This window comes from Corynebacterium tuberculostearicum (assembly GCF_013408445.1).
Taxonomy (GTDB): domain Bacteria; phylum Actinomycetota; class Actinomycetes; order Mycobacteriales; family Mycobacteriaceae; genus Corynebacterium; species Corynebacterium tuberculostearicum.
This window is the reverse complement of record NZ_JACBZL010000001.1, coordinates 1,025,339-1,045,495: the sequence shown is the minus strand read 5'-3', so window position 1 is coordinate 1,045,495 and position 20,157 is coordinate 1,025,339. Positions and strand designations below refer to the sequence as shown.

The window sequence follows — 20,157 nt, the reverse complement described above, 5'->3', positions numbered from 1 at the left end:
GGAGGCGTCGGCAAGCAAGGCCGGCGCCTTTTCTCGTGCCTGGCTGCGCATATGGGTGTGTTAATTGCGCGGTGGCGGGCGGTGAAGTCTAATAACCATATGGTTGAAGTGGATCCGCTCATTGAATCTCTCTACCGCTGGTCCGATATCAGCGGCGTGCTGCTGATGGGAATCATCGGCGGCACTATGGCGCGCAAACGCGGCTATGACATCATCGGCTTTTTCTTCATCGCGATGTTTTCTTCCCTGGGCGGCGGTATGGTGCGCGACGTCCTTATTAACCGCGGCACCGTGGCGGCCATGAGCCAGCCGGAATACCTTTACCTGGCCTTTGCCGGCGCGCTCATTGCCCGCTTTGTCTACTTCAAGGGCAAGACCTGGGACTATCTGCAAGCGCATGGCGACGCCGTCGTATCCGGCCTCTGGGCTGCCACCGGCGCCGTGAAGGCCATTACCTATGGGCTGCCGCTTATTCCGTGCATCATGATGGGTGTGTTTACCGCCACCGGCGGATCCATGATTCGTGACATCGTCATGGGGCGCGAGCCTAGCGTCTTTGGCGATAACCAGCCAACGGTCATCCCGGCCGTGGCCTGCGCAATCATCGTCTTAGTGGGCCACCACTATGACATGATGGCCGTGGGCATGATTATCGGGCCGCTGGTTTCCATCTTCTTGGCTCTGCTGGGCATTTGGGCCGGCTGGCGCGTGCCGGCGTATCAGGAATGGGCGCCGATTAATCACACCGCGGCGCAGGTGAAGGTGCTGGCGAAGAAGGCCGAGAATAAGAGCCGCGCGGTGGGCCGCCGCTTGGAGCCGCACCGCGTGCGCTCGTGGCGCCACCGTCAGATGGAGGCTGCACTGCAGCGCCGCATTGAAAAGGAAGTGCGCTCCGGCAAGCGTCGCAAGGAGGCCGCGGCGGAGGCCAGCGAGTTTATGCAGTCGTTTGAATCGGACGTCGATCAGCTCAGTGCCCAGACCGCGGAGTCCGAGAACACCGACTTTGGTATGGACCTTAGCGGTGACTCCTACGAGGCAGAAGAGCAGGCCTCCCATGAGGAATCGCAGCGCCTGCTGGATTCCATCTTGGAAGATGACAAGCTTACCGATGAGCTCATTGACCGCCTCATGAAGCGTTATAACTCTCGCGACTAGGTCTGTGGGTTCGGGCGCGGCGGCCTAGTTCGCGGAGGCCTCGCGGGAAACGGCTTAGCGCCCCACCGCACCGCAGACCTGCGGATCCGTGATGTAGCCCTGCTCGCAGCCCCACTGTGCCTGGGTCTCGCCCGAGGTCTTATTCCGGTTGCCATTGGCATCGTTGCCATAGCCGCACAGGTAGGCCGGGCAATCCGCGCTCGGGCCGCCGTTATTGGCCTGGCCCTGCTGCGGTGCCTGTTGCTGTGGTGCGGGCTGGACCGGTGGCTGGTTATTGGATTCCTTGCACAGTCCGGCAAACTCCACCCAGGTGCCGTCCGCGCACTGATACCCCGCGGTATTGGCCGGCTGCTGATTATTCGTCGCCGGCTCCGGGGTCTGCGTGCGCGGCTCGCGCTCCTGCGGAGTTTCGGTCGTGGTTTCTTCCGTGGTCGATTCCTCCGTGCTTGTTTCGGTGGTGCTGGTCTCGGAGGCGGTCTCCGTTACGGTTTCCTTCACCGTGGAGATGGTGGTGGCGGTGTCATCGCTGCCGCCGCAGCCGGTGGTAAAGAGGGCAAGGGAAAAGAAAGGGATAAGGAATGATTTCTTCATGCCCCACAGAGTAGCCAAGCCCGGCCGAGCCCGCAGGAGTTTGCGCAGGGCATAGAGGGTGCGCGCCAGCAGGGGAGGGCTTTGCACGGTTGCTGGCAGTCAACTGGCATCTAGTTTTCAGGCACGCGGCTTAATCTAGAGGCATGAATCTGAAGTATTACTTCTACGAGCTGTGGAGCCTTTTTGTTGACCATGGCTTGCCGCTTATCGCGCTATTGCTGATAGGCATTTTGATCCCGCGCATCGGCAGGCTGGCCATCCGCATTATGGAGCGCCGCCTCGATGAAGACGAAGAAGCCACCAAGGCGCGCCTGGCACTGACCGGTGCGCTGGTCTACATCGTGCAGGCAGCAGCGTACTTCCTCATCATCTGGGCTGCGCTGACCAATCTCGGCGTGCCTGCGGTAGGTGCGGCGGTGCCGGCGACGATAGTCTCGGCCGCCGTGGGCTTTGGCGCCCAGTCCATCATTGCGGATTTCCTCTCTGGCTTCTTCATCCTTTCGGAAAAGCAATTTGGCGTGGGCGACTATGTCAGCTTCGATGGCGTGACTGACGTGGAAGGCACCGTGGTGATGCTGACCCTGCGCACTACCAAGGTGCGCACACCCACCGGCGAGCTGGTCACCGTGCCCAATAGCTCGGCCGGCGCGGTCACCAACTACTCCCAGGAGTGGTCGCGCGCCGTGGTCAACTTTGATGTGCCGGTGCAAGAAGGCGAGACCCTGCCAGAAATCACGCGCCGGGTGCGCACGATTTCCGAGCAGGCCATCCAGGAACCGTCCATCGCCGTAGACGTCAATGGCGGGCTCGAGGTGCTGCCGGCCACCCAGCTGGTTGCCCCGCAGGCGGCCGGACAGTCGTGGCACGTGACCTACCGCGTGTTGGTTACCGTAACCCCCGCCCGCCAGTGGGCGGTGGAGCGCGCCATTCGCTCCGCGCTGCTTTCCGAGTTCTGGGATCACTACAACGTGACCGACTTGGACGAAATCCAGCGCCCGATTCTTCCGGTGGGCGACAATGCCGCGGCCCAAGAATCCGTCAAGGATGCCTCCGCGGCAGGGGAGGGCTCGCGCCCCGATTCCCGGCCAGAACACCAGTCACCCGAGGCGGATGGCCCGAAAAGCGATGGCCCCGGAAAGCCCGCGCTGCCGGATGAGGAGGACCAGGAGCCCGAGCCCACCCAGGGCATCTGGCGCGCGCTGGAGACCAATACCAAGTTCCAGAAGATCGCCACCATTGGCGGCCGGGTCCGCGCCTCTACCACGGGCCTCATACTGGCTCTGCTTGTCGTCGGTGCCTTGGCCCTGGCCTCAAGCAACCCCGAAAATGCGGATGCGGGCTGGCTTTCGCCCGAGCATTGGCGCGATAGCGGCGCGGAGGCCTCTTCCTCGCAGCTTTCCGACGCCCCCTCTACCAACCCCACCCCCGAAACCACCGAGACCGGCACGAAGTACGAGCCGACGGAAGACAGCGCTACTCCCACGGAGACCGCCAACCCGCAAGGTTCTAATGGCACTGGCGCTACCGATTCACCTGCCGGCGGCGGTGGCGGCGGTGGCCAGGGAACTGACGCTACCGGCAATGCCTCACCCGCCCCGAGCGCCGCCAACGGCGGAACCGATTCCGGCAACGGGGCCGGCACTGCGCCCACTGCCGGAAGTGATGCCGGCGACGGCACCCAAGCTTCCGGAACTGCCGGCAGCACCGGCCAAGAAATCCCGGCAGAGCCGCGCTAGTAGGGCTGGCCTTCTACAGTGAGTCGGTCCGTCCAGCGCTCATTATTGGGCGAGGTAAAGCTGGCATACACGCTGGTGTCATTATCCTTTTGGCAATGGAATGTGCGCACGTCTGAGCTTTTGAAGTGCATAAAGGATTGTGTTTGGCAGAGGTGAAATAGACCGGACCGGCTGCGCGTTGCACTGGGCATGACTTCACTTTTCGAACCACTGGAACTTGGCCGATTCAAGCTAGAGAACCGCGTCACCATGGCGGCACTGACCCGCCAGCGTGCAGGCGAAAGCGGTGTACCTACCGAGCTGCACCAGAAGTACTACTCGCAGCGTGCCACGGCCGGTCTGGTGGTTACGGAGGGAACCTTCCCGGCGTGGACCAACCGCGCGTTCCCGGGCCAGGCAGGCATTGCGACCGACGAGCAGACAGAAGGCTGGCGCGCCGTCGCAGACCGCGTGCACGAGGAAGGCGGCACCCTGTTCATGCAGATCATGCACGGCGGCCGCACCAGCCACCCGGACCTGATCGACGGTGCGAACCCGGAGGCGCCGAGCGCCTTCGATTGGGGCGGAACCGTGCGTGGCTTCGCCGGCAAGATGGATGCGCCGGTCCCGCGCGAGCTGAAGACGGAAGAGCTGCCGCGCATCGTGGACGAATTCCGCCAGGGCGCGCGCCGGGCTATTGATGCTGGTGTCGACGGCGTGGAGATCCACGGCGCCAATGGCTACCTGCTGCACGAGTTTATGGCGCCGTCTGCCAATAAGCGCGAAGATGAATTTGGCGGCAGCCCGGAAAATCGCTGGCGCCTGCCAGAGATGGTCATTCGCGCCGTGGTAGAAGAAATCGGTGCCGACCGCGTGGGCGTGCGTTTCTCCCCGGCACACAACGTGCAGGGCGTTATCGAAGACGACCAGGAAGACATGCTGGCCACCTACGGCGGGCTTCTCGACGCCCTGGCACCGCTGAACCTGGCCTACGTATCCCTGCTGCATGGCGAGCCGGACAGCGAGCTCATCGCCACGCTGGCACAGAAGGCACGCGCAAACGGCGTGACCAAGGTGCTCATGAATGATGGCTTCCCCACGATGACCTCCAAGGAGGATGCCCAGCGCGAAATCGAGCTGGATTACGTGGATGCCGCAGTAGTAGGCCGCCAGCTCATCGCCAACCCGGATCTGGTGCGCCGCTGGCGCGAAGGCCTCGAGCTTAACGAGCCGGACCAGGATACGTTCTACCTGGGCGGCGAGCGCGGCTACATCGACTATGAGTATGCCGCGGACTAGGGAAGAATCCGCGGCACCAAAGGGGGCCCGAAAGGCGGGCGAGTGATAGGTAGTGAAATTCCCCAGAGAGGGTCTTTCACTATCTCTATCGAAGGTGTACTACCCGTTCGTTAACACCGAGTACCTGTCATGTGACAGAACTTACAACTATTTGCTGTAGCCCTCACCCGGGCGCCAGGTCATGGTCACGGCCTCGCGCACCGGGGACTTGGCAGTGAGCAGGTTATCCACGCGCAACCAGTGCATTTCCGCCGAATCCGGGCGCACGGTGACAAAGCTGTAGCCGTGGTGGTCCAGATCCACGTGGCGGGTGTGCGGGTTGGCGCCCATCAAGTAACGCTCGGCCAGCTTGGACAGCTCATTGCCCTCCGGCAGCTTCAGCTGCTCGTTCACGTTAGGCGCTGATACGGAGGCGCAGACCATCTCGGCGCCGAAAATGCGGCCATCCTTGCTGATATTGTGCGCCCACTCGGAGTGGATATCGCCGGTGACAAAGAGGGTGTGGGAGTCGTGCTTAGAGAGGGCGTCGATAAGCAAGCGGCGCTCCGCCGAGTAACCATCCCACTGGTCGCCGTTGACCGGAATGCCGGTGATATTGGAAGACAGCGAGGAAGAGACCGGCTTGGTCTTGTCATCTTGTTGCAGGGTAGCCAGGTTCATAGGGGAGAACATGACGGAATTGCCCAGCATATTCCACTTGGCAGAAGAGGTCTCGATCTTATTGAGCAGCCAGTTGTACTGCTCAGAGCCGAGCATCGTGCGGCCTTCAGCGGCCATCTTGCGCGGGCCAAAGCGCACCTGCTCATCGCGGTAGGTGCGCAGGTCCATCATGGTCAGCTCCACCAGATCGCCGAAGGTCAGGCTGCGGTAGAGGTGGCCCTGCTCGGATGGGTTGGTCGCGCGCACCGGCATCCATTCGAAGTAGGCCTGCATCGCGGCCTTGCGGCGGTCCAGGAAGGCTCCTTCCTCGCCTTCGGTGTGGTTCTCGGCGCCCTCGCGCCAGTTATCGTTGGCCACCTCGTGGTCATCCCACACCACAACCCACGGCAGTGCACCATGTGCGGCCTGCAGGTTCTCATCGGTGCGGTAGCGGCCGAAGCGGATGCGGTAGTCCTCCAGCGAGATAATCTCGTGCGCCGGGTGGTGCAGGCGCACCGGGCCATAGCCGGCGTATTCGCGCTGCGGATACTCGTAGATATAGTCGCCCAAGAAAATCATGTAATCCAGCTGGTCCGCGCGGCCGCGCTGGGCAATATCGCCATAGGCATTGAAGAAGCCGGACTCCCAATTGGCGCAGCTAGCCACGCCAAAGGTCAGCTCCTCCGGGGAGGCGCTCAGCGCCGGGGCGGTCTTGGTGCGACCAATGGGCGAGTACTTATCCTGCGCCTTAAAGCGGAAGAAGTACACGGTCTCCGGCTCCAAGCCGTGTGGGTCCACGTGCACGGTGTGGTCCTGGTTGGCGTCGGTGTTCACCTCGCCCCGCTTGACGACGTCCCCAAAGCCCTCATCCTTGGCAATTTCCCACTCCACCCGGGTGGCCTCGCCCAGCTCGGAGCCCGGCATCGCATCGGCCTCCGGGGTCACGCGGGTCCACAAGATGACCGAATCCGGGATCGGGTCACCCGAGGCAACTCCGTGGAGGAAGGGCCGCTCGCCCAGCTTGGGCTCCACCATGTGCTGCTCCACGCGCGGCGAGAGGCTGCTTTGTGCGTTGGCGGCTGCACCGGACAGAGCGATGGCGGCACCGGCGGTACCGGTGGATTGCAGGAAGCGGCGGCGGTTAACTGCGTTGCCCGTGTTCTTAGAATTATTAGACATGGTTGAAAGTTTTCTCATGTCTATTGGGTGTGCAACCGTTTCCTGCCCGATTCCATAAAATGTTCTTGTTGTTTTAACCGGTGGTTTACTTGGGTGGCCTCCTGTGGGCCTGACGCGTCTGGCGGTTGGGCGGTTTCGAGGGGCTTTCGCCGGCTTCTGTGGCTTAGGTCCATTCTGATCGGGCTGATTTGAGGACTTTAGGGCTGAATTGAGGGGGCCATTCGCTCAGATCGGCCCGATCACCTTGGACCTAAGGTGTGCGGAACCCAGTAGACCTAAGGAGTGACCGGCTCGAAAAGGCGCGCCCAAAGCGGTCCATTCCTTCCGAATGCGGCTCAGTAGGCTAGAGAGTATGAGTGAATTTAGCCAAATTAGCCAGTGGCCCGCGGATACGGTGGCCGGAGCCTTGCTGCACCGCGGCGAAGTGCAAGAAACGGTGGGGGATACCGCCCGCGAGTTCCCGGTGGCATCGGTGACCAAGCTGGTCGCAGCCTACGGCGTGATGCTGGCCGTGGAAGAAGGAGCCGTGGAGCTTGAGCAGCCAGCCGGCCCGGAAGGCTCCACGCTCGAGCACCTGCTTGCGCATGCCTCTGGGATTTCCTTTGATTCCCGGGAGTCGCAAAAGCCGGTGGGCGAGCGCCGCATCTACTCCTCGGCCGGTTATGAGTGGGCCGCGGATACCGTGGCCGAAGCCACGGGCATGGACTTTGCCGAGTACCTGCGTGAAGGCATATTGGCCCCGCTGGGCATGGAGTCCACCCGGCTCGAAGGCTCGGCCGGCCACGGTTTGGTCTCCACAGTGGAGGACCTCGCGGCCTTTGCTACGGAAGTCCAGGACCCACAGCTTTTGCACCCATCCACCGTGGCCGACATGCGCCGCGTGCATTTCGACGGGTTGCGCGGCATTGTTCCGGGCTACGGCAGCTTCAAAGACTGCACCTGGGGCCTAGGCTTTGAAATCCACGGCGACAAAGATCACTGGATGGGCGCCCTGCCTGCCGACGCCGTCGGTCACTTCGGCATGTCCGGCACCTACCTCTGGGTCGCCGGCGACTATGCCATGGTCGCGCTCACAAACCGCGACTTTGGCGAATGGTGCAAGCCGCTCTGGCACGATACGAATACCGCCATCTGGAACTCTTTGTAATCTGCCCGCTTTGGTGGAGCGAGCGCCTTCCACTGGGGGAAGTGGTGCGGTGGAAGGCTCCCCCGCGGGGCGGGGAGAAGTCGGGGAATTTCGTGCGAGAAGGGGCCATCCGGCGCAGGAGACCGGCGCGAGCGCACGGGCGGCGGTTGCGTGAGATTCTAGTTGCGCGTTCTCGTGCGTGAGCAGGGCTTCTGTTTCCTTCCGTCAAGAAGGGGCAGAATTTTCTCAGCAAACTCCAAATTTCACATTTGTAACATTGGTTTCACCTGCAACTTTGGCCCCAGTCTGTACCTAGGGTTGAGGTTTAGCGAATGGGGGTTGAAGTGAAAGTTGAGGGTTGTAGGGAGGGGTGTGACGCAGGAAAATTGTGAGCAGACGCATCAGACAGTTCGTTGGGGAAGACGAAGCTCGTCTTGCATCGCGCCGGGCCGGCAGGCCTCGTGCGGTGGTGATCTATGTCGAGGGAGAATCGGCTATGAATACGTGCGTTAACCCTGCGCCGGTTGAACAGCCGGCCTCCACCTCCACGTGGCCCTCCGTCAACGGCGGCGCCACCGTGGTCACCGGTATGCTCAAGATTTCCGGGATGCCGCGCACGCTGCGCTCGGAGATTGAACACGCCATGGATCGGTGCATCCGTACCGAGTCGGAATTTATCATTCCGGGCGATGACCCACTGACCGCTCAGTGGTGCACTCGTTGGTTCCGGGATGGGCTTTCCGTAGCGGCGCTTGCCCAAGGCGGCAACGCCTGCGCCAACGCAGGCAGCGGTATCGGCTGTCACCAGGTGCTTACCGGCACCCGCGAGGAGCTGGACGCGCTTGATTGCGTCGTGCGCTACCTCGCGCAGCGCCACGGCTTTAGTGCTGCCGTGCGCCTGCCGTAGAAGGCACGAAAGGGGTTGGACCAGCTGCTGCTGGCCAACCCCTTTGCTTCTGCCGCCGGGTGGTGCGCTCGGCTATGGACTATTCCGCCTCTGCGAAAGGATCCAGGATCCTGTCTGGCAGCTCTGCCACGGATTTCAGCACGGCCGACGGGCGGTACGGGTAGCGGGAAATCTCGTGGTCATCGGAAATGCCGGAACGTACCAGTACCGTGCGCATACCGGCCTCAAGGCCCGCCTTCACATCGGTATCCATGCGGTCACCAATCATGATCGTCTCCTCCGAGTGGGCGCCGATATTATTCAGCGCCGAACGCATCATGACCGGATTTGGCTTGCCCACGTAATAAGGCTCGCGGTTGGTGGCGGCGGTAATGAGCGCAGCTACGGCGCCGGTAGCTGGAAGTACGCCCGTGGGGGCGGGGCCGGTGACATCCGGGTTGGTGGCAATAAAACGCGCACCATCGCGGATGAGGTTAATGGCGGTGGTAATCGCCTCAAAGGAGTAAGTGCGGGTCTCGCCAAGTACAACGAAGTCCGGGTCATCGTTGGTGAGGATCCAGCCCGCCTCGTGCATGGCGGTGGTCAGGCCGGATTCGCCCACTACGTAGGCCTTGCTGGAGCTTACCTGGCTGGAAAGAAAGTTCGCGGTAGCGGTAGCGGAGGTCCAGATGCGCTCTGCAGGGATATCCAGGCCGGTATTACGCAGGCGTGCAGATAGGTCCCGCGGGGTAGACATGGAGTTATTGGTGAGCACCATGTACTCGATGTCATTGTCTTTGAGTGCCTGGATAAATTTATCGGCACCAGGGATCATCTCACCTTCTTTGATGAGTACGCCGTCCATGTCTGATAGGTAAGAAATCATTGGTGATCCTCCACATACTCGGCGATATCGCCGATGGTTTCGCTGTTGAGCATCGTCTCCTCAGAAAAACGCACCTGGAAAGCCTCTTCCGCGCGAACGGTAAGCTCCACCAGATCGAGCGACTCCACGCCGATATCCTTCAGGCGGGTCTCGCGGCCCAAGTCTTCCTCGATCCCGGTGACCTTGTGGATGAGTGCGATGAGCTGGCCGAGAGTATCGCGCTCCGGCTCCTTGTCCGGCGCACTCGCATTAAACTTTGCCTGCAATTGGGCACTGAGGTCGTTTGCCATGCCCACCAGTCTAGTATTGATCCCGTTATGGCATTGAGAAAACGTTCTTCCGTTGTGGCGCGTAGTTGGCTCAAGCGCCTGCGCCCCTCACACCGCGCCGAGCTGGAAAAGCTCTATGGCGGATTGCATGATCCCTCTACCGAGCCGGGGCTTACCCACATCAGCGCGTCCGGCACCGTGGACCACGATGGCTTAGACATCGCCTGGTACGAAGTTGGCCAAGAGGACGCCCCAGTGACGGTGGTCTTCATTCACGGCTATTGCCTGTCTTCAGAGGCCTATTATGACCAGGCCAATTACCTGCGCGGCCGCAACGCGCGCGCACTGTTGGTGGACCTGCGTGGGCATGGGCAATCCTCCACGGTCGCCCCAGAAGAGTGCACCATTGACGCGGCTGCCGACGACGTCCTAGCCGTCATCCGCGAGCGTGCTCCCCACGGCAATCTGGTCATCGTGGGCCATTCCCTGGGCGGCATGGTTGCCTTGAACCTCATCCGTCGTGCGCCGGCCGAGGTTTATGAGCGCATCAAGGGCGCTCTGCTGATTTCTACCTCTATGCGCCGCTTTGCGGCCAAGGGCGTGGCCCAGATCTTGCAGTCCAAGTCCCTGCACGCGCTCTACCGCCTGTGCCTGCGCCTACCTGGCCGCGTCGATAGTGCCCGCTTCGAAGCTGCCCGCTTTATTGCCCCGCTTTTTGCCGTGACCCTAGCCGGCTTTCCCCAGATGGAGAAGCTGCAGTTCCACGTTGCCATGCTTCTCGATACCCCCTTGGCCTCCTATTCCGGCTTCTTCGATGACCTTTTGGATCACGCCGAGTATGGTGCCGCAGAACGGCTGGCAAAACTCCATGGTGAGGTAGTGGTGGGCACCGCCGATATCGTCACCCCGCGTTCGCAATCCGAAGTGCTCTGTGAGAATTGGCCCGCCGCGAGCTTGCAGACAGTGGAAGGCTCCGGACACATGGTGATCCTCGAAGACCCTGAGGCCATCTCCGCGGCCCTCGGCCGCGTCCTCGACGCGATATAGGCAGGCTGCTCGATAGAGCCACTCTGGAGGCATGCAAAAGGCGCCGCGGCGGGAAGCCGGCGGCGCCTTACTTGTAACGCATTGGTGCGGTTCTAGCTCGCACCAATGCGGGGATTAGTCCTCGATGTGGGTGGTAGCGGTCGGATCATCCAGCTTGAGATCCTTGGCTGCCTTCTCCACAACGGAACGCTCAATCTTGCCCTCGCGAGCCAGGCCATCGAGCACTGCGACGACGATGGACTCGGCGTCGATGTTGAAGTAGCGGCGTGCGCCCTCGCGAGTATCGGAGAAGCCGAAGCCATCCGCGCCCAAGGTGATGTAGGTACCTGGGACGTACGGGCGGATCTGCTCCTGCAGCTCGGTGGTGAAGTCAGAGACGCCAACGAACGGACCCTCGTAGCCCTTGAGCTGGGAGGTAGCAAATGCCTCGGTCGGCTCCTCGCCCTTGCGCAGGGCCTCCTTGTTGCGGCGGGCACCGTCGCGGGCCAGTTCGTTCCAGGAGGTGACGGAGAAGATGGAGGCCTTGACATCGAAGTCGTCGGCAAGCAGCTGCTGCGCGCGCAGCGCCTCGTGCACGCCCACGCCGGAAGCCAAGATATTGGCGGCAATGGAGCCGCCCTCAGCGGTGTTGTAGTGGTAGATGCCCTTGTGCAGGCCCTCCACGTCCAAGTCCTCCGGCTCGGCAGGCTGGTGCACCGGCTCGTTGTAGACGGTGAGGTAGTACATGATGGCCTCGTTGTCCTTGCCGTACATGCGCTCAATGCCGCGGGTGACCAGGTGCGCAACCTCGTAGCCGAAGGCCGGGTCATAAGAAACCACGGCCGGGTTGGTAGCGGCCAAGACCGGGGAGTGGCCGTCCATGTGCTGCAGGCCCTCACCGGTCAGGGTGGTGCGGCCGGCGGTAGCGCCGATAATGAAGCCGCGGCCCATCTGGTCACCGGCCGCCCAGAAGGCATCGCCGGTGCGCTGGAAGCCGAACATCGAGTAGAAGATGTACAGCGGAATCATGGCCTCGCCCTGGGTGGCGTAGGACGTAGCTGCCGCGGTGAAGGAGGCAGCGGCGCCGGCCTCAGAAATGCCCTCGTGCATGATCTGGCCGTCGGTGGCCTCGCGGTAGGAGAGCATCAGGTCATGGTCAACCGGGACGTAGTTCTGGCCGCGCGGGTTCCAAATCTTCATGGTGGGGAACCAGGAGTCCATACCAAAGGTGCGGGCCTCGTCCGGAATGATCGGCACAACGCGCTTGCCCAGCTCCTTGTTGCGCATGATCTCCTTAAAGGTGCGCACCAGGGCCATGGTGGTAGCTACTTCCTGCTTGCCGGAACCCTTACGCACGGAGCGCAGCTTATCCAGCGCCGGCGCCTCGAGCGGGGTGAAGTCCTCACGGCGCTCCGGCAGGAAGCCGCCGAGCTCTTTACGACGCTCCAGCATGTACTTGATCTCCGGGGAATCCTTGCCCGGGTGGTAGTACGGCGGCAGGTATGGATCCTTTTCCAGCTCCGCATCGGAGAACGGAATCTCCTGCTTATCGCGGAAGCGCTTCAGGTCATCCAGGGTCAGCTTCTTCATCTGGTGGGTAGCGTTGCGGCCCTCGAAGTTGTGGCCCAAGCCGTAGCCCTTAATGGTGTGCGCCAGGATGACGGTTGGCTTGCCGGTGCCCTTGTTCTCCAGCGCGCGAGCGTAGGCGGCGTAGACCTTGCGGTAATCGTGGCCGCCGCGGCGCAGTGCCCAAATCTCATCATCGGACATGTCCTCTACCAGCTTGGCCGTGCGCTCATCGCGGCCGAAGAAGTGCTCACGTACATAGGCGCCATCGTTGGCCTTGAAGGTCTGGTAGTCACCATCGGAGGTGGTGTTCATGACGTTGACCAGGGCACCCTCGGTGTCCTTTTCCAGCAGCTTATCCCAGCCGCGGCCCCAAATGACCTTGATGACCTCCCAGCCGGCGCCGCGGAAGAAGGACTCCAGCTCCTGGATGATCTGGGTATTGCCGCGAACCGGGCCGTCGAGGCGCTGCAGGTTGCAGTTGACCACGAAGGTGAGGTTATCCAGCTCGTAGAGGGATGCGATCTGCAGAAGGCCGCGGGATTCTGGCTCGTCCATCTCGCCATCGCCCAAGAATGCCCAGACGTGCTGGTTGGAGGTGTCCTTGATGCCGCGGGTCTCCAGGTACTTATTAAAGCGTGCCTGGTAGATAGCGTTAATCGGGCCCAAGCCCATGGACACGGTGGGGAATTCCCAGAACCATGGCATCAGGCGCGGGTGCGGGTAGGACGGCAGGCCCTCGCCCTCACCGCGGGAGACCTCTTGGCGGAAGCTATCCAGATCCTTTTCGGTCAGGCGGCCTTCCATGTATGCGCGCGCGTACATGCCTGGGGAAGCGTGGCCCTGGAAAAAGACCTGGTCGCCGCCCGAAGGATCGCCCTTGCCCTTGAAGAAGTGGTTCAGGCCGACCTCATACAGCGGGGCAGCGCCTGCGTAGGTGGAGATGTGGCCGCCCACGCCAATGCCCGGGCGCTGTGCGCGGTGCACCATGATGGCTGCGTTCCAGCGGATCCAGCGGCGGTAGCGCTTTTCCAGCTCCTCGTCACCTGGGAACTCCGGCTCCATGGTGGTGGGGATGGTGTTGACGAAGTCCGTAGACGTCAGCGATGGCATCTCAACGCGCTTCGCAGTGGCGCGCTCGAGCAGGCGCAGCATCAGGTAGCGTGCGCGCTCCGGATCGGAGTGGTCCAGCAGACCATCGAGGGAGTCCATCCACTCGCGGGTCTCTTCTGGATCATTATCGTGAAGATACGATGCAACGCCGTCGCGGATGAGGGGGAAGTTGGAGTCGCCCTGGTGGGCGTCCTTCTCGGCCATTTAAACCTCCTATTTAAGGGTCTGCACAGTTTGCTTACTAGGATACGCGCTCACAGATCCACAGTCGTTGTGAAGTCCGACTTAAGGGGACGTGCGGTACGTTACATCGCCATAACCAGTATCTTTGTAAATTTCGGTGGGGTAAAAGAGGGTAGTTTGCTAACCCTGTGGAGCCAGCTGCGCTGGCGGCAGGGCCTGCAAAATGGGGGAATTGCGGCCCTTAGGCGGGTAAAAGGGGCCGGTGGGCGTTAAAATACTTCTATTAAGCCGCGATTTACCCGCAGGATGCGGGCGATACGCGGACCAGACATTCACTTAATTAGGAAGGAAATGCATAGTGGCTGACGCTGCAGTCAAGCTCGGAATCAAGGAAGGGCAGATCGCCCTGGAGCTTGGTTGGGACGAGGATTGCGATACCGCAATCTCTGAATCGATCGAGGCCGTGCTCGGCGATGACTTCTTGGAAGAAGAAAATGACGAGCTGTGCGATGTAGTTCTTCTTTGGTGGCGCGAAGAAGATGGCGACCTTGTGGATGGACTGGTGGACGCGAGCCGCCCGCTGGCCGATAACGGTGCAGTCTGGCTGCTTACCCCGGGTGCCGGCAAGCCGGGAACCGTTGAGCCTGGGCTCATCTCTGAGTCCGCTCAGCTGGCCGGCTTGGTGCAGACCAAGGCGGAGCGCCTAGGGGAGTGGCAAGGCTCGTGCTTGGTGCAGCGCGGCTACACCAAGAAGTAGGGCTTCACCTGCCGATTTGTGTTGCTTTAGCAACCTGCGCTACTGTTTCTAACAGCGCAAGAGCGCATGCGGCTTTAGCTCAGCTGGAAGAGCAATTGGTTTACACCCAATAGGTCGGGGGTTCGATCCCCTCAGGCCGCACAAGGTCAGAGCCCCTTTTCGAGAAATCGGAAAGGGGCTCTTTCACGTTTCCACGACAACGGCACGACATCCGAAAAACTTGCGCCGCTCCCCACGACATTCCACGAAGCCCCTCATCCATACGGCCAGCAACCTCATAAAGGTCACCATCAAACAAATCCGCATAAGTGTCCAGAGTAAGCATCGCAGACTTATGGCCCAACTGCTTTTGCACCGCCTTCACCGACGCCCCGGACGCCACCATTAGCCCCGCAGCAACATGCCTAAGCCCATGCGGCGTAAGACTGTCCGGAATCACCCCATCCCGTACACACCGCTTCACAGCATGAGCGAAAAACGACGTATGCCCCAATGGCCGCAAACGCCCACCCGTAGGGCGCTCCCACACAAACTCATCCGGCCCCTTACTCTCAATCGCTTTCACAATAAGCGGCATAATCGACGCCGGCACTGCCACCGTCCGCTGTTCCCACGATTTAGGCTCCATCGGCACCCACTCGCCCGCATCATCGCGAGCAATAGCCTGAGCCACCGTCAAACGACGACGTAGCACGTTCACATCCCGCACCCGCAAGCCGGCCAGCTCGCCCCACCTAAGCCCACAGGTGCCAAGCACGGCAATAATGTCACCACGTGGGCCGCATTCACGCACTAGGGCGTTAATCTGCTCCTGTGTTAGGTACACCTTCACCGGCCCTGGCTTCTTTGGAAGTTTGACGCCTTTGGCGGGGTTCTTCCGTATCAGTCCGTCGTTGAGGGCTACGTCGAGAATCTGCATGAGTACCGCGTGGCAGTTCAGGACGAGGGTTGCTGATGGGGTGGTGTTGTCGCCGCGTCCGAGGCGTTGTTTCTCTATCGTTCCGACCCATGCTTGCACTTCGGAGGGTTTGATGCTGTTTGCTTTCCTGTGGCCCCAGTGGGGTTGTACGTGGTGTTCCCATGCGGAGTTGAGTTGGCGGCGGTAGTTGGGTTTGAGATTCCTGCCCGCCTTTGGTGCTGTCTACTTCCACATGTCGAGCGCCAGGGGCGGGTTTTCTTATACTGCTGGTGGCCCACATCCCCCCGTGAGCCCAGGGGGGCCTCACGTTTCGAGCACAGCTCCGTGGGGCCACCCCCAGTTTTATTGCGCGAGGCATTCCTTAGCGGCGTCGGTGCCGTCGAACGGACCGCCAGGCGTTTCCGGCCAGTTGAACAACTCCGCGGTGCCAGGGCTGGCGGAAGTAATCGGGCCGCTACCGTCCACTGGTGCGGTGAAGTCCGCGGCAAACGGATCGTCCTCACCTTCCCAGGTGATATTCGCTGCGATGAAGTTGTTGTCCGCGCCCTGGACCATGACGGCCTTATCCACAGTGGCGTGGGCGCCATCGTCCCACTTATCGCCGCCCATGATTCGCTGCATCGTCTCATCCGGCACTGGCTGGCATTCCCAGTCTTGGCCGGCCACACTCACCGTGTTCTTCTTTTCTTCCTTCGGCTGCGCTTCTTCCTGCTGTGGGGTTTCCTCGTTCGCAGGGTCTTCTTCCTGCCTGGATTCCTCCTCTTGCTTGTCCTCGGCCGGGGCCTGCTCTGCAGTAGGTTGTCCACTATCGCTGTCGGCGCCATTGTTTTCGCCGTCGGTGACGGCATTTCCGATACCGGCGAGGATGAGGACTGCGATGAGGATTACCCACCAGCGCTTCCACCACGGCTTCTTCTTTTTCGGTTCTTCCTGCTGCTGGGAATAGGGGTTCTGGTCAGTCATAGTGCTTTTTCTTTCGAGATAGGAGGGGATTCGGGAATGGTTAGCGTGGTGACTTATCTACGTCGACAGTGGAATCTTCAATATCCCCCGTGCTAACCACAATGGTGCAGGCGTAATACTGACGTACAGGAGTACCGAAGCCATTGGGAAAATCAACTTTTCCGTATGCGCGGTAAGTGCGAGAGGGGAGGATAATGGAGTCAGTTGACCAGATATCGATTTCCTCAGGGAAGCTCACCCCTCCTGGATATTTAGCATGGTCAATCACTTTCTCACGGCATTCTTCAAGCGAAGCCCTATAGTCCTTCTTCTCGCTATCCTTTAAGATTCCCCAGATAGCTGCGGCAAAGAACACCAGGATGGCGAGGAATATCGCTACCCACACCCACCAACGCTTGTAGGCCGGCTTCTTCGCCTTTCCTGGTGTAGGCGCTGCTGGATGTATCGGCTGTTGGGAATAGGGGGATTGGTTGGTCATTGTGCTTGTCCTTTTTGTAGAGAGATTTCGACTTTTAGACTCACCTGCATGGGGCTGGCAGAGCTAAAGGCCGAGAGCCTTAGCCTTTGCGGATGCAAACTCCTCATCTGTGAGAACGCCAGCGGCGTGCAGGTCTGCCAACTTCTGCAACTTGTCCAAACCATCATCCGCAGCAGGCGCGGGTGACTGCGCAGAATTCTGTTCGAGTGTACGACGCGCTGCGGACACAAGTGTCTTCGCTTCAGCAGTCGCCACTTTCTCCACCTCAATCTCATCATTCGAGGTAGAGATACGGACAGACCCCAATGTGACCCCAGTTTCCTCTGAAATCGAGGAAACTTTATCCAGCGCAATAGTCTTCGATGCTCCTTGGGGCCCAATCACGTCGCGAGACACGACCAAAATACGCTTTTCAGTAACAGTAAGGACTGCGAGCTTGCCATCGTAGGACCCTGAGGCAGCAACCACGATTCGTTCAGCGGGTTCTAACGCATCCAGCACCTGGTTCTTTAGTGGGTGGTCTTTTGCTACTGACTTTATGCCGTGGGTACGAGCTGACTCTGCCAATCCGTGGTCATCAATCATTTCGTCTATAGCCTTCAAGGTCTTATAGACAATCGTGCCGGTTTCCATACAATTTCCAGTTACGGTTAATTGTCCACCAGTTGCCTGAAATGTGGTTTCCTGCTTTTGCCATAAAACTTTCCGGCGGGCAGAGACGCGATCTGCGTGTGTATCAAGTTCGTGCTTCGGGAACTTGGTTTGCACGAATTGTGCGATTGCTGAAAGTACATCGTGGTCTGGCGCGATGAGGTGACGGGATATCTGAATCATGCTGCTTGCCTTTCGTGTAGAGATTGCCAAGTTTTGAGGACTTTGACCGTTACGCCTAGTTCGTGGGCTAGGACGTTGGGGTGTGGTCCCTTGATTCCTTCTGTGGCAGCGTAGTCCTGTGGGTCAATGAGGAGGGTACGTCGAGCTTCGAAGTGTGGCATGATTCTGTATCTTTCGTCGAAATGCTGAAGGGGTAGAGGCTGGCTTAACCCGGGTAGGATTCACAGCCCACGCCGTCGCCGTCCCTGTCATGCTTGGGTAGGTAGATACCGTCTCCGCGGTATACCTTGTGTCCGATGTCGGCGCATGTCCCGGAATTGCCGCCTTCGGAGTAGGCCGGGGCTGGCTGTGGAGGGACAGGTGCTGGCGCTTCTTCCTGAACCTCAGGGGCCGGAGCGAATTGCTGAACTTGAGTATTTTGTTCTGGTTCCGGTTGCTCTTGTGGGGCAGGGGCAGGTGCGGGTTGTTCGGTCGTTGGGTCCTGTGTCATGGAAGTTGAAGGTGCAGATGATGACGGTTCAGTCGTTCTAGTCGTCGACGTGGTTGCGGGAGCCGAGCTTGTGGGCGGCATTGAAGATGTGGTGGGCTCCGGGGTGGTTGAAGGCTCGCTTGTTGTGGAGTCCTTTGGCTTAGGGGCCTGACCCCCGGAAAGTGGACACGTCGGGGGTTAGCTATGCTGCTCTAGTCAGTGTAGCTGAATTCTCGGCTTCAAAGACGTCAGGAGCTGAAAGATTGCACCAGGAGTGCCGTCGGCGTGTGTTGTAGCGCATGCACCACCGGAAGACTTCTTGGCGGCAGGAGATCGGATTGTCAAAGACTTTCCTGTCACGCAAGATTTCCCGCTTGAGCGTGGCGTTAAACGATTCTGCTAGGGCGTTATCAGCACTCGTTCCTACCGCTCCCATAGACTGGCGCACACCCAACGACGAGCAATAGTTCCTAAAGGCTTGTGAGGTGTACACGCTGCCGTGATCAGAATGGAAAATTGCCCCTTTAAGGCTTCCGCGGACTTTCCTGGCATGGGACAAAGCTTCGATAACCAGTGATACCCGCATGTGATCGGCGAGTGCATGTCCGACAAGTTTGCGCGAGTAGACGTCGATGACCGTGGCCAGGTACATGTTCTTGCCGCCCTTACACGGCAGGTACGTAATGTCGCCTACATAGACGTGGTTTGGCCTGTCAGCTGTGAATCTGCGGCCTACTAGATCTGGCATGACGCGGTGACCAGGCTTACGCCTGGTAGTGACGCATCGGCGGCGTTTGGTAAAGCCTTTAAGTCCCATGGATTTCATGATTCGTGCGACTTTCTTGTGATTTATCGGGCCAAAGCTCGTATCGGCTTTAAGGCTTGCAGCGATGCGTTTAGCACCATAAAGCCCGTATTCATCATCGAAGATGGTCTTGATTCTTGCACCAATAAGAGCATCCGAACACGTCTTTAACCTGCGTTCTTCGCGGGTTTGCACCCATTTGTAGAACGAGGAGCGATTGAGCTTTAACACCTGGCACATCCGCTTAACCGAGAATTCGGTTCGGTGGTCATAGACAAACTGGAAGCGGATCACCAGTGAGTCTCTTCGGCAAAATATTTCGCGGCCTTGCGCAGGATGTCACGTTCTTCGCGCAGCTTTGCGTTCTCTTTTTCTAACTGGCGGATCCGTTCGGAATCATTCGCTGCTTGGACCTTGTCGCGCATGCTTTTTGTGCGGGCACGTTTGCCGGTGCCGTACTTCTTGATCCAAGAATGCAGCGAGGCACGGTTGATACCGAGCTCTGCTGATGCTGAGTTCAGTGAGAGGTCCTCATTGTTTTCGTAGAGGGCCACGGCATCGCGTTTGAACTGTTCGGAGTACCTGGACATGGTGGTAGATTACCTTTCTTCCAGCCCGACTGGGCTGGATATCAGGTGTCCACCAAACAGGGGTCAGGTCCTAGTTGCTGTCTCGGGTTCGATGGCGGCTCCTAGAAAAAGGAGTCCGACGCAGGAAGCGACTATCCACCACCAGTGGCGATTTAGTGGAGTCGCGCCGTTGGCTTCACGCCGTTCGTGTAAGAGGTACCACGCCCCAGGCAGGAGGAAGATTAGCCCGGCGCATAGCCCCGCGAGGAACCCTCGGAAACCGCCTGAAGACAAGTTTCCGAAGACGACAATCACGCCGAGGATCACTGCGCTCCAGGCGAGCACTTTCTTCCACGTGGGTGGTTTACGGGGTTGAGGGGTGGGCTGGGCGCCGTACTCGGAATAAGGGGTAGGGACCATGGTGGAATTGTCCTTCCGTGATTAGGCTACTTCTGTCTGGTAGTTGGTTTTCCAGACGTCTAGAAGGTGTTGTGTAGCTTCGAGTTGATCTGCGATGGGGAGGTGGCCGTGGTGCCATACGGCGGCGGCTTTAAAGTCGTGAGGTTGATGAGTAGTCGGGCGGGGTATTGGTCGGCGCGTCGTTCGTAGCGCTGGTCGCAGGGGCCGCTGCCGGTTGGGGCACGGTGGGTAGCGTGGCCCAGATTGTGTGCCAACACGATTTTGTATCGGCTGATGGATTGGCCGCGCAGAGTGCTGATTATGCGTCAGT

At 60.1% G+C, this 20,157-nt stretch carries 20 protein-coding genes and 1 tRNA gene; 9 read left to right on the top strand and 12 right to left on the bottom strand.

What is annotated here, in order from left to right; genetic code table 11:
• Nucleotides 1-99 precede the first annotated feature (99 nt).
• Complete coding sequence (locus BJ985_RS04945; RefSeq protein ID WP_179386779.1) at nucleotides 100-1,155, top strand: trimeric intracellular cation channel family protein; 1,056 nt, start codon at nucleotides 100-102, stop codon at nucleotides 1,153-1,155.
• A gap of 54 nt (nucleotides 1,156-1,209) precedes the next feature.
• On the opposite strand, the gene BJ985_RS04940 is transcribed toward BJ985_RS04945, so the two are convergent.
• A complete protein-coding gene (locus BJ985_RS04940; RefSeq protein ID WP_236587101.1) occupies nucleotides 1,210-1,746 on the bottom strand; it encodes a hypothetical protein in 537 nt (178 codons plus the stop codon).
• 143 nt (nucleotides 1,747-1,889) lie between these two features.
• Between BJ985_RS04940 and BJ985_RS04935 the strand changes: the two genes are divergently transcribed.
• Nucleotides 1,890-3,482, top strand: a complete 1,593-nt coding sequence (locus tag BJ985_RS04935; RefSeq protein ID WP_179386777.1) for a mechanosensitive ion channel domain-containing protein — start codon at nucleotides 1,890-1,892, stop codon at nucleotides 3,480-3,482.
• On the opposite strand, the gene BJ985_RS11700 is transcribed toward BJ985_RS04935, so the two are convergent.
• Entirely contained in the window at nucleotides 3,479-3,613 is a 135-nt protein-coding gene (locus BJ985_RS11700; RefSeq protein ID WP_257020384.1) for a hypothetical protein, read from the bottom strand. The two genes, BJ985_RS04935 and BJ985_RS11700, sit on opposite strands and share 4 nt — an antisense overlap.
• Before the next feature lie 58 nt (nucleotides 3,614-3,671).
• On the opposite strand from BJ985_RS11700, the gene BJ985_RS04930 reads away from it, so the two are divergent.
• Nucleotides 3,672-4,760, top strand: coding sequence for an alkene reductase (locus tag BJ985_RS04930; protein WP_179386776.1), 1,089 nt, complete (start codon nucleotides 3,672-3,674; stop codon nucleotides 4,758-4,760).
• Between the two features lie 147 nt (nucleotides 4,761-4,907).
• On the opposite strand, the gene BJ985_RS04925 is transcribed toward BJ985_RS04930, so the two are convergent.
• Nucleotides 4,908-6,578: an alkaline phosphatase D family protein gene (locus tag BJ985_RS04925; RefSeq protein ID WP_179386775.1), complete on the bottom strand. Its 1,671-nt coding sequence runs from the start codon at nucleotides 6,576-6,578 to the stop codon at nucleotides 4,908-4,910.
• A 352-nt stretch (nucleotides 6,579-6,930) separates the two neighbouring features.
• On the opposite strand from BJ985_RS04925, the gene BJ985_RS04920 reads away from it, so the two are divergent.
• Nucleotides 6,931-7,725 (top strand): serine hydrolase domain-containing protein, encoded by a 795-nt coding sequence (locus BJ985_RS04920; protein WP_005328174.1) that lies wholly within the window; start codon nucleotides 6,931-6,933, stop codon nucleotides 7,723-7,725.
• A gap of 475 nt (nucleotides 7,726-8,200) precedes the next feature.
• Nucleotides 8,201-8,611: a hypothetical protein gene (locus BJ985_RS04915; protein WP_179386774.1), complete on the top strand. Its 411-nt coding sequence runs from the start codon at nucleotides 8,201-8,203 to the stop codon at nucleotides 8,609-8,611.
• A 79-nt stretch (nucleotides 8,612-8,690) separates the two neighbouring features.
• Here the strand turns inward: BJ985_RS04915 and BJ985_RS04910 are convergent, their stop codons facing one another.
• The gene (locus BJ985_RS04910; RefSeq protein WP_005324369.1) at nucleotides 8,691-9,476 is read right to left on the bottom strand and encodes an HAD-IIA family hydrolase; all 786 of its coding nucleotides are present in this window, start codon (nucleotides 9,474-9,476) and stop codon (nucleotides 8,691-8,693) included.
• Nucleotides 9,473-9,766, bottom strand: coding sequence for an acyl carrier protein (locus BJ985_RS04905; protein WP_034668319.1), 294 nt, complete (start codon nucleotides 9,764-9,766; stop codon nucleotides 9,473-9,475). The genes BJ985_RS04910 and BJ985_RS04905 overlap by 4 nt, the downstream gene beginning before the upstream one ends.
• Before the next feature lie 27 nt (nucleotides 9,767-9,793).
• Between BJ985_RS04905 and BJ985_RS04900 the strand changes: the two genes are divergently transcribed.
• Nucleotides 9,794-10,792 carry an alpha/beta fold hydrolase gene (locus BJ985_RS04900; protein ID WP_179386773.1) on the top strand — a complete coding sequence of 333 codons (999 nt, stop codon included), beginning with the start codon at nucleotides 9,794-9,796 and terminating at the stop codon, nucleotides 10,790-10,792.
• A gap of 114 nt (nucleotides 10,793-10,906) precedes the next feature.
• On the opposite strand, the gene aceE is transcribed toward BJ985_RS04900, so the two are convergent.
• Nucleotides 10,907-13,654, bottom strand: a complete 2,748-nt coding sequence (aceE, locus tag BJ985_RS04895) for a pyruvate dehydrogenase (acetyl-transferring), homodimeric type (RefSeq protein ID WP_179386772.1) — start codon at nucleotides 13,652-13,654, stop codon at nucleotides 10,907-10,909.
• A 337-nt stretch (nucleotides 13,655-13,991) separates the two neighbouring features.
• On the opposite strand from aceE, the gene BJ985_RS04890 reads away from it, so the two are divergent.
• Both BJ985_RS04890 and BJ985_RS04885 read left to right on the top strand, forming a co-directional pair.
• Complete coding sequence (locus tag BJ985_RS04890; RefSeq protein ID WP_005324380.1) at nucleotides 13,992-14,390, top strand: DUF3052 domain-containing protein; 399 nt, start codon at nucleotides 13,992-13,994, stop codon at nucleotides 14,388-14,390.
• A gap of 68 nt (nucleotides 14,391-14,458) precedes the next feature.
• Nucleotides 14,459-14,531 (top strand) — tRNA-Val (locus BJ985_RS04885).
• Here the strand turns inward: BJ985_RS04885 and BJ985_RS11865 are convergent.
• From BJ985_RS11865 to BJ985_RS11695, 4 genes are all read right to left on the bottom strand, one after another.
• On the bottom strand, nucleotides 14,491-15,309 hold the full coding sequence (locus BJ985_RS11865) for a tyrosine-type recombinase/integrase (protein WP_179387581.1): 819 nt from the start codon (nucleotides 15,307-15,309) through the stop codon (nucleotides 14,491-14,493). The two genes, BJ985_RS04885 and BJ985_RS11865, sit on opposite strands and share 41 nt — an antisense overlap.
• A 342-nt stretch (nucleotides 15,310-15,651) precedes the next feature.
• Complete coding sequence (locus tag BJ985_RS04875) at nucleotides 15,652-16,272, bottom strand: hypothetical protein (protein ID WP_179386771.1); 621 nt, start codon at nucleotides 16,270-16,272, stop codon at nucleotides 15,652-15,654.
• A 40-nt stretch (nucleotides 16,273-16,312) separates the two neighbouring features.
• Complete coding sequence (locus BJ985_RS04870; protein ID WP_179386770.1) at nucleotides 16,313-16,750, bottom strand: hypothetical protein; 438 nt, start codon at nucleotides 16,748-16,750, stop codon at nucleotides 16,313-16,315.
• 63 nt (nucleotides 16,751-16,813) lie between these two features.
• Nucleotides 16,814-17,584, bottom strand: coding sequence for a PH domain-containing protein (locus tag BJ985_RS11695; protein ID WP_179387580.1), 771 nt, complete (start codon nucleotides 17,582-17,584; stop codon nucleotides 16,814-16,816).
• Between the two features lie 488 nt (nucleotides 17,585-18,072).
• On the opposite strand from BJ985_RS11695, the gene BJ985_RS04860 reads away from it, so the two are divergent.
• On the top strand, nucleotides 18,073-18,225 hold the full coding sequence (locus BJ985_RS04860; protein ID WP_179386769.1) for a hypothetical protein: 153 nt from the start codon (nucleotides 18,073-18,075) through the stop codon (nucleotides 18,223-18,225).
• Nucleotides 18,226-18,255: 30 nt separating this feature from the next.
• Here BJ985_RS04860 and BJ985_RS04855 read toward each other — a convergent pair.
• Both BJ985_RS04855 and BJ985_RS04850 read right to left on the bottom strand, forming a co-directional pair.
• Nucleotides 18,256-19,448, bottom strand: a protein-coding gene (locus tag BJ985_RS04855) for an IS3 family transposase (protein WP_100067808.1) whose coding sequence is annotated in 2 segments (ribosomal slippage) — nucleotides 18,256-19,169 and nucleotides 19,169-19,448 — 1,194 coding nt in all. Because the reading frame shifts where the segments join, the coding sequence is not laid out codon by codon here.
• A 458-nt stretch (nucleotides 19,449-19,906) separates the two neighbouring features.
• The gene (locus BJ985_RS04850) at nucleotides 19,907-20,104 is read right to left on the bottom strand and encodes a hypothetical protein (RefSeq protein WP_179386768.1); all 198 of its coding nucleotides are present in this window, start codon (nucleotides 20,102-20,104) and stop codon (nucleotides 19,907-19,909) included.
• Nucleotides 20,105-20,157: the final 53 nt, after the last annotated feature.

Excerpts from the sequence above, each read along its gene's own strand:
- BJ985_RS04900 (WP_179386773.1), top strand. The coding sequence starts at position 9,794 with ATGGCATTGAGAAAACGTTCTTCCGTTGTGGCGCGTAGTTGGCTCAAG.
- BJ985_RS04905 (WP_034668319.1), bottom strand. The coding sequence starts at position 9,766 with ATGGCAAACGACCTCAGTGCCCAATTGCAGGCAAAGTTTAATGCGAGT.
- BJ985_RS04925 (WP_179386775.1), bottom strand. The coding sequence starts at position 6,578 with ATGTCTAATAATTCTAAGAACACGGGCAACGCAGTTAACCGCCGCCGC.
- BJ985_RS04930 (WP_179386776.1), top strand. The coding sequence starts at position 3,672 with ATGACTTCACTTTTCGAACCACTGGAACTTGGCCGATTCAAGCTAGAG.
- BJ985_RS04920 (WP_005328174.1), top strand. The coding sequence starts at position 6,931 with ATGAGTGAATTTAGCCAAATTAGCCAGTGGCCCGCGGATACGGTGGCC.
- BJ985_RS04915 (WP_179386774.1), top strand. The coding sequence starts at position 8,201 with ATGAATACGTGCGTTAACCCTGCGCCGGTTGAACAGCCGGCCTCCACC.
- BJ985_RS04935 (WP_179386777.1), top strand. The coding sequence starts at position 1,890 with ATGAATCTGAAGTATTACTTCTACGAGCTGTGGAGCCTTTTTGTTGAC.
- BJ985_RS04870 (WP_179386770.1), bottom strand. The coding sequence starts at position 16,750 with ATGACCAACCAATCCCCCTATTCCCAACAGCCGATACATCCAGCAGCG.
- BJ985_RS04940 (WP_236587101.1), bottom strand. The coding sequence starts at position 1,746 with ATGAAGAAATCATTCCTTATCCCTTTCTTTTCCCTTGCCCTCTTTACC.
- BJ985_RS04875 (WP_179386771.1), bottom strand. The coding sequence starts at position 16,272 with ATGACTGACCAGAACCCCTATTCCCAGCAGCAGGAAGAACCGAAAAAG.
- aceE (WP_179386772.1), bottom strand. The coding sequence starts at position 13,654 with ATGGCCGAGAAGGACGCCCACCAGGGCGACTCCAACTTCCCCCTCATC.
- BJ985_RS04860 (WP_179386769.1), top strand. The coding sequence starts at position 18,073 with ATGGAAGTTGAAGGTGCAGATGATGACGGTTCAGTCGTTCTAGTCGTC.
- BJ985_RS04945 (WP_179386779.1), top strand. The coding sequence starts at position 100 with ATGGTTGAAGTGGATCCGCTCATTGAATCTCTCTACCGCTGGTCCGAT.
- BJ985_RS11700 (WP_257020384.1), bottom strand. The coding sequence starts at position 3,613 with ATGCACTTCAAAAGCTCAGACGTGCGCACATTCCATTGCCAAAAGGAT.
- BJ985_RS11865 (WP_179387581.1), bottom strand. The coding sequence starts at position 15,309 with ATGCAGATTCTCGACGTAGCCCTCAACGACGGACTGATACGGAAGAAC.
- BJ985_RS11695 (WP_179387580.1), bottom strand. The coding sequence starts at position 17,584 with ATGATTCAGATATCCCGTCACCTCATCGCGCCAGACCACGATGTACTT.
- BJ985_RS04910 (WP_005324369.1), bottom strand. The coding sequence starts at position 9,476 with ATGATTTCTTACCTATCAGACATGGACGGCGTACTCATCAAAGAAGGT.